The 11,828-nt window shown below is 39.9% G+C and carries 7 protein-coding genes; 5 read left to right on the forward strand and 2 right to left on the reverse strand.

Features of this window, described 5'->3' with window-relative positions:
* Positions 1 to 125 precede the first annotated feature (125 nt).
* On the reverse strand, positions 126 to 341 hold the full coding sequence (locus tag V7Q33_RS22375) for a hypothetical protein (protein WP_333821354.1): 216 nt from the start codon (positions 339 to 341) through the stop codon (positions 126 to 128).
* A 520-nt stretch (positions 342 to 861) separates the two neighbouring features.
* Here V7Q33_RS22375 and V7Q33_RS22380 point away from each other — a divergent pair.
* The 3 genes from V7Q33_RS22380 to V7Q33_RS22390 all read left to right on the forward strand — a co-directional run bounded on the left by V7Q33_RS22380 (position 862) and on the right by V7Q33_RS22390 (position 4,279).
* Positions 862 to 1,044, forward strand: coding sequence for a hypothetical protein (locus V7Q33_RS22380; RefSeq protein WP_333821355.1), 183 nt, complete (start codon positions 862 to 864; stop codon positions 1,042 to 1,044).
* A gap of 788 nt (positions 1,045 to 1,832) precedes the next feature.
* A complete protein-coding gene (locus V7Q33_RS22385) occupies positions 1,833 to 2,117 on the forward strand; it encodes a hypothetical protein (RefSeq protein WP_333821356.1) in 285 nt (94 codons plus the stop codon).
* A 224-nt stretch (positions 2,118 to 2,341) separates the two neighbouring features.
* Entirely contained in the window at positions 2,342 to 4,279 is a 1,938-nt protein-coding gene (locus tag V7Q33_RS22390) for an NUMOD1 domain-containing DNA-binding protein (RefSeq protein ID WP_333821357.1), read from the forward strand.
* A gap of 90 nt (positions 4,280 to 4,369) precedes the next feature.
* On the opposite strand, the gene V7Q33_RS22395 is transcribed toward V7Q33_RS22390, so the two are convergent.
* On the reverse strand, positions 4,370 to 6,739 hold the full coding sequence (locus tag V7Q33_RS22395; protein WP_333821358.1) for an ABC transporter permease: 2,370 nt from the start codon (positions 6,737 to 6,739) through the stop codon (positions 4,370 to 4,372).
* Between the two features lie 645 nt (positions 6,740 to 7,384).
* On the opposite strand from V7Q33_RS22395, the gene V7Q33_RS22400 reads away from it, so the two are divergent.
* Together V7Q33_RS22400 and V7Q33_RS22405 are read left to right on the forward strand one after the other, a co-directional pair.
* The gene (locus V7Q33_RS22400; protein ID WP_333821359.1) at positions 7,385 to 10,756 is read left to right on the forward strand and encodes a two-component regulator propeller domain-containing protein; all 3,372 of its coding nucleotides are present in this window, start codon (positions 7,385 to 7,387) and stop codon (positions 10,754 to 10,756) included.
* 656 nt (positions 10,757 to 11,412) lie between these two features.
* Positions 11,413 to 11,828, forward strand: a 416-nt coding sequence (locus V7Q33_RS22405; protein ID WP_333821360.1) for a hypothetical protein, incomplete at its 3' end; no start/stop codon positions are given.

An 11,828-nucleotide genomic window follows, 5' to 3' on the forward strand; every position in this document is an offset into this window, starting at 1 on the left:
GCGCATAAAAAAAGCTGCCCTGCGGCAGCTTCGTTCGTAGAGCATCATTATTTGGGGTTACTATAATTCATCATCGCGGTAAGTGTTCAGCAGTATGTCCTGAACTTCCACAAGCTTTTAATGCATCATTGGTTTGGGCGCTTTTCCTGATCTTTTCTTATAAATTCTTCCTGTTTAATAGTAAACCCGGCTTCCTTCAATTCCAGTTCAGTTACTTTAGCTGCCACCTGTGCTTCAGCAGCCCGAAGTAATTCTTTATTCCTTTTAATCTTCAAGCCCAAATAAACCGCCATAGCAGATATAGAAAGTATACAGCCTATACATACCAATAATTCTGTCATAAAAAATCAGTTCTTTTTTCTGTTATATAAAATCCTGCTGTCAAAAAAATATTCCTGGCGATGTCTATGTTGAGAACACTCCACACAGCAAGTGCTTTTCGAATCAAACCGATCAAAAGATACGCACTAAGAATAAAAATACCAATGTTCTATGTGAAGTAAAAGAAAAATGGCAGCGTTAAAGCATATTGTACCGGCCCGGGCCATCTGCATAAAATATATTGGTATAGCGATATGCACGCCCATATAGTGCATACATCATGAGCGTAATACTATCGGGTTAGTATCAGCTGCTGAAATCAACCAAACGACAGTATACTCTGCCAAACAACTGTTATACGTGTTGATACGCGGGCGTACAGTCAGAATGTTTGTGTTCTATGTTGTTGGCTTCAAAGCAAAATGTGCCGGTATTTGTGTGCTGCACTGGCAGAAATTAGCCTTACTGATTACACATGCTTCACAAAGAAGTTGAATAGTATTTCTAATAGTATATTTTTGCTGTCTAATAAAATCTAAAATGGCAAAGAAAAAAGTAAAAAAAGGCCCGAACACCTCTAAGGTATTACGTGAAGAACTTTCATTCTGGATGAAGAAATGGAAAGTATCAGGATTACAGATTGGAGGTGCCAAGCGCGCACTACAGAGCGATAGCGCAAGCAAAATAGAAAAGTATTTCCGTAGCAAAGGGATTATTAAATAGCCACACCGCTCTTGATACGTACACAGACAAATATAGAGTTAATCCGCCTGATTAACTCTATTTCAATTTCCGTCTTACAATAATGAATATTTACTATTTAAGTTATTCAATAAGATTTATAAAGCAAAACAGGTTACCTGAAACCTCCGTTGCCGAATAATTTGTTGTCACTTCATATATGAATAGCAATCCCACATCTGTTAACCACGTGGCCTTGAAAAGGGCCCTTATTAAATGTATTGACGCGCTAAGACCTTGCGCGGAAGCACTTCGGTGTATTGATAATCCAAAGCTGGAAAAACATACCATGGCGGTTACGTACTGCTATCAAAATTGTAAACGTGCATTATCTTTCATTGAAAGCGACTCCGAAGAATTGTCGGAATTCACACCGCTTTTGGTAATGTCGTGTACGAAATGCCTGAAATGTTGCAACCAGATTAACCTGGATATATTTAAAAAGGCTGTACCAGCGCTGGAAGATTGTCTTGGCGAGTTTTGACACTTTCTCATACGGTACTCCCAAATAAAATAGCCAGCATCCTAAAATGGAGAAAATGAAGTCAGAAGAATCAATGGCGTCATCTTCTATCCGTATATCCATCGCTGGTGGATATACATACTACATCAGATCAAGTTACTATAACTGCTATAGTTATACCTTATTTAACGGGTACAATCATTATTAACACGATGGTTACTCATTTAGCTTTATTGATTTCCATGTCCAGGAACGCAACGGCTTATTTTTTGCTGTCATGAACTTGTCATTAAACATTTTCTCAACTATGAAACAATCCGATAGCCCGAATGCATCGCTCGCCAAGAGTATGGTTGAAGCGGGCGTAGATATTAAACTGATGATAAAATTTATTGACCTGACGTTGAATAAAACGTACAGCCCGGTTAGCAGTGAACAGGAAATTATGGAACGAATCCACATGAAAAAGTTTTTGACCACACTACGTGAAATAGAAAAAGAGTGCCCATGGGTAATGTTTGATCAGGACATAAAATTGGGGGATGATGCCATGGTTGCCAATGTCGTTAAACTCATTAAGCTCCTGGCGTAATTTCAGCTGATTTTAAAAGAAGTCTGTTTGCATCCACTATCTTGGTTAACTTACTCGCTATTACCTTAAAAGTATATCAGCGATTAAAAGATAATGAGTTTACCTCTTTTCAAGCCCGCGTATTTTATCCTGTATTACCCCGGTTGATATTTTATTAATACCGCGGAATACGCGATACAAGTAGATAATACAGACATACTAACTTTGTGAAAAAGACAACAACCTTGGTTAAACCTAAATCTAAAAACTACGATCAGTATCCTTTTATGAATCTTTCACTGGATTCCATGGAAGGCGAAGAATGGGCAGACATTCCGGGATTCGATGGATGTTATTGCATTTCAAATTATGGACGCATCTGGGCAGCGCCCCGTTTGATCGTGCTCATAACCGGGCAAATGTATTATACAAAAGAAAGAATACGAAAGCAGTCAATTAACAAATACTACAACACCTATACAAAAAGTTATACCGAGCAACTCCAGATACACTTGCGCTACGAAGGTCAGGAGTACGGTTTCAAAGTAAACAGACTCGTATATAACGCTTTTGTAGCACCTATAAATTTCAGGGAGGATAAGCTTGTTGTTGTTCATAAAGATGGAGACAACTGTAATAACCGGTACGATAACCTCGTACTCATGAACGGTACTGAACGATATATACACGAATTAAGAATTGACAAAAGACCTCGTTCGGGCATAACTATCAAAAAGGCCAACAAGTTAACCTGGTCAGACAGAAACTCACCGCGTCCGGTAGTCAAGTACTCGTTGGATGGAAAAAAGATAAAAGAATATGCCAGCGTTGCTGATGCTGCCAAAGATAATAATACGAGCAGAGGCGGCATCCGTGCGGTGGTGTTACAAAAGGCTATTCAACTATATGGTTTCGTATACCGGTTCAAAGATGATCCCTATAAAGGCGAGCACAAAGACTTTTCAATCGAAAAACTCGTAACACAGTACGATCTGAAAGGCAGGAAAATCAGAACCTTTCCGAGTGTAAAAGAAGCAGGTATTCAAACCGGAACACCGCCTGAACAGATCAGCAAATGCGCCTTGCGTAAAGCCAGGATTGCCGGTGGTTATGTATGGCGATATAAAGGCGACTCCTATAAGGGGGAGTATAAAGACAAGATTAAAAACCAGGCGAAGAAACTGATACAGTATTCGCTGGATGGCAAACAAATAGCAACATTCTCCAGCGTCAACGAAGCATCCGCCATCACAGGCTATACTGCCGCCACATTGCTCGACTGCGCCCACAAAAGAGCCAAGGTATCGCATGGGTTTGTGTGGCGCTTTGAAAATGATTCTTATAAAGGAGAACACAAATCGTATCGCATTGGCAAACCGGTAACACAGTATACTTTATCAGGTAAAAAGATAAAAACTTATCCTACGATACAAGCTGCTGCAAACGAGACCGGGCTGACTTCGGACAACATTCAGAAAAATGTGAATGGTCATAACAGAACCGCCGGAGGATTTGTATGGAAATTTGCCAACACAACGGAAATCCAAAAACTTCCTGCTTCACAAATAAATTATACCCCTAACGTACAAGGCAGAGAGGTAATACAATACTCACTGGAAGGTAAAAAACTAACCGTGTATCCCACAATAGCAGAGGCAGCAAAGGCTTTGGGTTTAATCGCTTCGAACATATCGTTTGCATTGAACAACCCGACTCGCACGGCAGGTGGCTATGTATGGCGCACAAAAGGAAATATATACCGGGGCGCGCTTGCTAAAAACCCAGCCGCCAATAGTGCGCGCATGGTTACACAATACAATATGGAAGGAGAAAAGATTAATGTATATCCAAGTATGCGCGAAGCTTCAAAAGCAACAGGCGCATCGGCAATCTATGCCGTGGTTTCCGGAAAACTTAAGAGTACCGGAGGCTATATCTGGCAATATGGAGACGGGCCTAAGCGCATTGATATCAAATCACACTTCGCCTCCACCCTGGAATACAGAGCCACGATCAGCAAGGCCGTTGCCAAATACTCCATAGAAGGCGAATTATTAAAAGAATATCCAAGCATACGCGAGGCAGCGCGTGCAGAAGGTATAAATACAACTAGCATTGCATCTGCTGTAAACGGCAAATCGAAATCTGCTGGCGGATATCTGTGGGAGCTGGTTACTTCATAAAATCCTCATCAGCAATTTCATGGCTATAATAGTGCCTGAAACGATCTGGATGAAGGTTTGCCTGTCTCCCTAACAATATCATTCCATTCATTACTCGCTTCGCAGCGATTGTGCCGGATTGGCAGATGCCACGCGGAACACGCTATATATAATAACAACTCCGGAAAAGGTCAAAACAAAAACTAAAGGAATGACCAATAATGGAAGGTATAGCTGCACTTTATAGACAAAGTTATCCAGCCATAAATTACTGGCTTTCCAGGCTATAATCGCCCCGAATGCCGTACCTGTTAAAATACATAAAAAATTATTTTTTGACAGTACCATAAATAAGGATTGAAGATTGGCACCCAGAATCTTCCTTATACCGATTTCCTTTGTCCGTATCTCTGCCTGATACGCTGCAATAGAATATAATCCCAGGCTTGTAGCAATCAACGACAGTATTGCGAAATATAGCAGTAAGCTTATCGTATTTCGTTCCAAGATGTACTGTGCTTCAAATGTATCATCCAAAAAACTGTAATCGAATACGGCATCCGGAAATATAGCTTTGTATGTTTTTTTAATAGCGGGTAAATTCTCAGGGGAGGCTTTTAGGTATAACAGACTCGCCACATCATTATCAGGCGAATAAACATTGCCACTGAAGTCTTTTGCTTGTAAAATCATCGGTTCGATCGGGTTATGTAACGAGGCAAAATGGAAATCCTTAATCACTCCGATAACTTTCAATTTATTCTTGAAAAAAGGGAGCTTTATTTCCCTCCCTACGGGATCTTTCCATCCTGCTTCGCGCGCGAATGTTTCATTGACCATTACCAGGTCAGACCACGTGGATGATGAGTGATTCTTAAATTGCCGTCCTGCGGTAATTTGCATCTTCATCACATCGACAAAATTAGCATCTGCCAATTTAATATTCGCTTGTAACTTTATATCCTCACCCGAAACTGGAACGGTAACGGTCTCGTGGATCGGATCTGTCTCGAATAAACTTGCTGCATAAGTAGCAAAACTATACTCTTGAAAGCCAGCCGTTGCCAGCTGATTGGAAAGCACATTTAATTTAGTTTGCGATAAAGAGTCTGATGGCAACCGAAGCACCGTTAGATTTTCCCGGTCGTATCCTAAAGGCTTGTCATGCACAAACTGCATTTGCAGTATAATAATTTCAAGCGAAAGCAGTATAGCCGTACACAAGCCAAACTGTATGGTTGTGAGGAAATTTCTTAATCGACTGCTGCGCATCTGAAAGTCTCCTTTTAGCATTGTCGTTGGCCGGATCCGGCCCAGCATGCTACCCGGGTAAATGAGCATAACTAATACCAGAGCAATAAAAAAAATGAGTAAGCCCAGTAAAATCAGATAGTCGCTATTCCAGGTAAAATCAATTGTCTTATGGGTAACAAGGGTAAATGTTGGAAGTATCAATTGAATGAACCCAAAAGCGAACATACCTGAAATCACAAGCAGTAATATCGATTCAGTTAAGAACTGCGTTATAAGGTGGTGTGTACGCGCTCCTGATATTTTCCGCATACCGATCTCTTTTGCCCGCCGGATCAACAGCAGAACTGAAAGATTTATATAGTTAAAGGTAACAACCAGTAACAACACCACACCGGCAAACGCAAACCCCAGCAGGTAATTTTTATTTCCTTTTTCGCCGTCAAACTTTACACCTGAGCTAAAGTGAAGATCTTTAAGAGGAGCAAGTTCAAACGCCACTTCAAAATCCTGAAAGTGTTTTTTGGTAAAGGCTTTCAGTTTTTCATCAAAAGCAGTGCGGTCAAATTTTTCGCTAACCAATACATAAGTTTTACAATTAAACATCCAGCGCGCATCCAGGCTCTCCGTGAAATTGAAACCCATCAATGCATGGCGGGGTAAGGATGTATTAGACGGCAGGTCTTTATAAACACCTGTAACGGTATATAACTTATCATCAATTTCAAGTGTTTTTGCCACGGCGTATATCGTACCAAAATACTTGCGGGCAATTGTTTCGCTGATCACAACATTATCAGGATTTGCCAATGCCGTAGCTGCGTCTCCCTCTAAAAACTCGTATTGAAACATCTTCAATATTCGGGCATCGGCAGTAGCGAAACCTTTCTCAATTATCTTTTCTCCATTACTGCGTACTGTATGATCGTTAAATGGGTTTATACGGCAGAACCCCTCGATCTCAGGAAATTCCGCCTTGAGCTGTACAGCCAGTCGGTCTGGACTAGCGGAAATCCGATCTCCGCCATTAGAGGTTAAGAAGTTGGTGGCTATCCTATAAATACGATCAACGTTAGGGTGCCATCGATCGTAGGTTAATTCTTGTTGAATGTAGTATCCAATTAATACGCAACTGGCCAATCCTAAGCTTAGTCCGATAACATTGATCAAAGAAAATAGCTTAGAGCGCAAAACGATTCTGAAAGCAACGATCATGTAATTCTTTAGCATGGCAGTTTTTAAAATTATTTATATAGCCTGTATGATAAGCGTGCCTTGTCAAGATTGGTGCCACTGCAAAAATCCGTATCTATCGTAAAATTTTCACGTATCAGGCGGCCAAACATGAACGAACACGTCCGCAATTGGACAATCATAAACTTACACTATAGTTAAATCCATTTCGTGTATAGCCTGTATACATCAATGACTTCCGCCACACCGAGTCGTTGGACCTGCCATCATTCAACTGGCTTGAATGACTCAAATACACCTAAGCAGATGCAAAATTAACACACCAATACCATAATTTTTAGACGGAAACGTGATATACCAGGAAGAACAAAAGACCGATCGAGGTGCTACTTCAATCGTTGGAGAGGCCCCTGAGTGGTGCCTGCGTTTACACTTGTCGGAATCAACGTCAATAGACTGGACTTCCAGATACCCTACTACGCATGGGCCAGGATATGGTGTAAGTCTTTTGACACCGAAATTTCTGCTATATTTAAACACATCTGGTTCTAAATACGGTACCTCAGGTGAGACGGGGAACTGCTTGGAACAAGGTAGTATGTTTACTGTTAGGTCCGCACAGCTATGAGATTTAAGGTAAGGGCTGATCTATAATTAACAAACAGGAAAGTCTGAAAATCTATGAAGTACCAACACTTTCAATTGGTGTGCTTGCTTATTTTATTTTCTTGCAGGATTACGTCAGCACAGCCTACGGTTGAGAAGGTTAAATTCTCGAGAATTGAAGTGAGTTCCGGGCTTTCCAATTCCAATGTTAATTTTATCCTTCAGGATTCAAAGGGCTTCCTTTGGTTTGGTACACAAGACGGGTTGAATAAGTTTGATGGATATACCTTCAAAGTTTACCGCAACAATCCGGATGATACCACTACCTTATTAACAAATGCGGTTAACTATATCTTTGAGGATAGTCAAAAAAAAATTTGGGTAAGCACGCGCAGTGGTGGCTTGCAGTACTATGACAATAAACTGGATAGATTTATCAGGATCAAAGAGTTCTCTACCAATAGCCATATTCTCCAAATTACTGAAGATGATAATAAAAATCTCTGGATAACAGGCATCAGATATTTCAACGCTTTGGTAGCACAGCTGGATCGGAGCACCGGGAAATGGAAAAGCTATATTCTATTTCCATCTAAAGAACCAGTTGAATCGCTTGTGAGAGAATCAGAGGATGAATTTTGGATAGGGATGAGACGGGGAGGATTTTTGAAATGGAACAAAAAGACCAATACGGTTAAACGATATCTGCATGCCTCTGAAAATTCAGAAAGCGCGGATATTCACCAAATTCTTAAAGATGGCAACGGCCATCTCTGGATTGCGTCAGGCGAAGGGCTAAGTAAATTTGAAATCAAAAGTGAAAAGTTTACCAATTTCACTGCAAATCCTTCCCGTCCCGGAAGTCTCCTTGTTAAACCTATCAGACAAATTACCTGGGCCGATGGTTATTTATGGCTGGCAACAGAAAACGGGGGACTAAGCAGGATGGATACGGCCACCAATCAGTTTACCAACTTTTTATTCGACAAAAATGATCCGACTTCACTAAGTGATAATTCCGTGTGGTCGGTATATCGTGATCATCAGAACAGAATCTGGATCGGTACTTTTTCAAAAGGATTGTGCGTAATAGACAAATTGCAAAACAAATTTTCTCAACTCGATATCGTTCTCGAAAATGATATAGTAAACGCCATTTACCAGGATCATAAAGAAAGAATTTGGATTGGTACTGAAGGAGGAATAGTGCTTAAGGATAAGAATAGGGTGAAATATTATAAACATGAGCCTGATCAAAAAGGCAGCCTCAGCAGTAATCCAATATTATCGATCTGCGAGGACAGCCAAAACCGAATATGGTTTGGAACCTGGGCAGGTGGCCTGAACAGATATGATGAAAAAACGGATCGTTTTGTTAGTTATTTACCGAATGAGAAAAACGTAAAAAGTCTTTCTGATCCTAATGTATACTCCGTCCTGGAATATTCGAAAACAAAGGAATTATTGGTAGCCAGTTATAAAGGACTAAATATTCTGACCGATGAAAAAAACGGAACTTTTGAGAACTATAAAGAAAATGATAATGCAGCAAATAACTATATAAGAAGCATTTATGAAGATAGTTACGGCAACGTATGGCTGGGCACCATCCAGGAACTCAATTTATTTGATACGAAGAATAAAAAAATTGTCCGTTTGGATACCGGAACAAATAAGAAAGAAATCAAAGCCAGCAAATTCACCAATTGTATTTTAGAAGATAAAAAAAAGAGGCTCTGGGTTGCCACCACCACAGGGCTTGAAATGTTCATCGATAAAAAATTCAGTAAGCGCTTTACTACTAAAGACGGATTACCCAATGACATCGTCAATGGTATATTAGAAGACGACAAAGGGAATCTCTGGCTGAGCACCACTGAAGGAATCTCCAGATTCAATCCAGACAACAAAACAATTCAGAATTATAATGTAAGTGACGGACTGCTTAGCAATGAATTTAAACCCAACGCCTGTTTCAAAAGCAAAGATGGTTTATTTTTCTTCGGAGGTAAAGGTATAAATGTATTTGATCCTGATAATATCCGACACAATCCCAATATCCCGCCTGTTTATATCACTGATTTCAAGATTTTTAATAAATCCGTAACAATAGGAGAAAAAGACTCATTGCTTAAAAGTCATATCGGTGAGACGCAGGAGATATATCTGCCATCGAAATACAATGTTTTTAGTCTCGAATTTGCAGCGCTTAACTTTTCATCAAGCAACAAAAACAGGTATGCCTATAAATTGGAGGGCTTTGAAAGTGACTGGAACTATGTAGGAAATCAGCGTTCTGCTACATTCACTAACCTGGATGCAGGTACCTATACATTTCGGGTTAAGGCATGCAATAACGATGGCCTTTGGAATGAAACGGGGACATCACTGGTCATTCATATTTTACCTCCCTTTTGGAAAACATGGTGGTTCAAAACAGTGCTCGTCCTTTTAGTTATAGGTTTGGCTATTGGTTATTATAAAGTAAGAGTGCAGGCAATCGAACAGCAAAATAAAAAACTTGAAAGCCTTGTCGCAAAAAGGACGGAAGAACTGGAACTTACAAATGAGGAACTCGTTCTTCGTGATGAAGAAATTCAGGCTCAGAACAATGACCTGTTTAATCAACGGGAAGAATTAGCATCTCAGAATGAAGAACTTCAATTAGCGCGAAAACTTATCGAAAAACAGAATAATGAAATTATACTGCGTAACGAATCTCTTGAGGAAGAGATAAAGGAAAGAACTAAAGACCTGGTAGAATATAATCAGCAACTGGAACAATTTGCTTTTATTACAGCCCACAACCTCCGCGCACCGGTTGCACGCATTTTAGGCCTGGGCAATGTTTTAGAATTTGCATGCAAGAGTTATGAAGAAGAGAAATCGATTATTGGCAAACTCATTTTTGCAACAAAAGAATTAGACACTGTAGTGAAAGATTTGAGTGCCATTTTAGATTTAAGGAAAAATAATATTTCACTCATCACGGATGTAAGTCTGCTGGAAGAGCTGCGATTGATAAAGGTAAATCTGGAGAAAGAAATTTTCGAAACCAATGCAGAGATCGAAGCAGATTTTTCAAAGGCACCTTTGATTCGTACTTTAAAACCTTACCTTGATAGTATCCTTATTAATTTGATTGGTAATGCTATTAAATATCGCCATCTGGAAAGACGACCGCTAATTCGCATTAAATCAGAAATTATTGAAAATCAATTTTGTCTAACGGTAAGTGATAATGGTATAGGTATGAATCTGTCGTCCTATAGAGAAAAATTATTTACGTTGTATAGCCGTTTTCATGATCATGTAGAGGGCAAAGGCATGGGACTATATCTGGTAAAGACTCAAGTAACCGCTTTAGGCGGAAAAATAGAAGTTGAAAGTGAGATAAACCACGGAACGACTTTTAGGATTTTATTTCCAAATCGAAATCTGAAATAGAAAAACTATCCGATCTTGCTGAACACAATTCTGTGCCCTAAATATAGTATAGCAAAACAGGGCACCGAATAGGGCACATTTCTATTGAATAAGATGGTGTGAATTGATTAGAGCCATTCTATCAAGAATTTGCCTATCGGTATTTTTATTGGACGGCCAGGCTATACTTTGTTTTATATATACTTATCAAACTGCATTTTGGAAAAATCGTGGTAAATACTACGCGAAATTTTAGGTAAATCCGATTTTAGGGATATTTTGCTATATCTGTTGCACCCTTCTATGTAATTGTATTGCGCTAATTTTTTTAACTATGCTGCGTGCCTAAAGTTGTTGAAATAACTATATATTTGAATACCCCAAAGCAAACTACTATGTACGCACCTACCCAGCTCCAAGGCTATGCCGAGGTCACATCCGCCACTCCATTATTACATTTAAAAATAACCTTTTGGTAGTGGGTTGTGTCATTATCGACGATTACTTAATCATAAATATACCGATCAGGAAAATTTTCTAAAAAAGGAGTTACTCCTTTAGCTGATCATTTATTGTCTTTTGATACCTGCGTTTTGCAGGTAGTAATCCGAGTGGCGGCCACTAACTCCGTTTGATTATCGAAAGAAAGAGTAAACGAAAATTTAATTTATAAATAGATGAAAGTGATTCGAAACACACTGGCGATATGCTGGACTATATTTTCTATTTCTGAAGCATACTGCCAAGTGGGAATAGGCGGGCAGTCCGGTGTATGTCTATCTGCCGATAACCAGTACACTTACACGGCATATGGATCAGGAAGCGGTTCAAACGGATCAGGAAGTGGACATATGTGGACGTTGCCATCTAATGCCGTACTGGTTGGTGGGGGTGATGGTCAGGGCTTTGTTTCCCTGCGATTTACGGCTGCAGCTACGGATCAGAATCTTTCATTTACCAGTACAGGAGGTTCGGCCACGCTGTCAATAAGCTGTTTTGAAGTGCCCTCTGGTACAGGAGTAATTTCCGGGCCGTCATTGGTTACTGCAGGTCAAACGGGTGTCACTTACTCTTTAAGCGGTGTGAGCCCCAT

Source organism: Ohtaekwangia sp. (genome assembly GCF_036786105.1).
Lineage (GTDB): Bacteria > Bacteroidota > Bacteroidia > Cytophagales > Cyclobacteriaceae > Ohtaekwangia.

What these genes read in the sequence shown, in the direction of transcription:
- V7Q33_RS22375 (WP_333821354.1), bottom strand. Translation starts at nt 341, where the DNA reads ATGACAGAATTATTGGTATGTATAGGCTGTATACTTTCTATATCTGCT.
- V7Q33_RS22380 (WP_333821355.1), top strand. Translation starts at nt 862, where the DNA reads ATGGCAAAGAAAAAAGTAAAAAAAGGCCCGAACACCTCTAAGGTATTA.
- V7Q33_RS22385 (WP_333821356.1), top strand. Translation starts at nt 1,833, where the DNA reads ATGAAACAATCCGATAGCCCGAATGCATCGCTCGCCAAGAGTATGGTT.
- V7Q33_RS22395 (WP_333821358.1), bottom strand. Translation starts at nt 6,739, where the DNA reads ATGCTAAAGAATTACATGATCGTTGCTTTCAGAATCGTTTTGCGCTCT.
- V7Q33_RS22400 (WP_333821359.1), top strand. Translation starts at nt 7,385, where the DNA reads ATGAAGTACCAACACTTTCAATTGGTGTGCTTGCTTATTTTATTTTCT.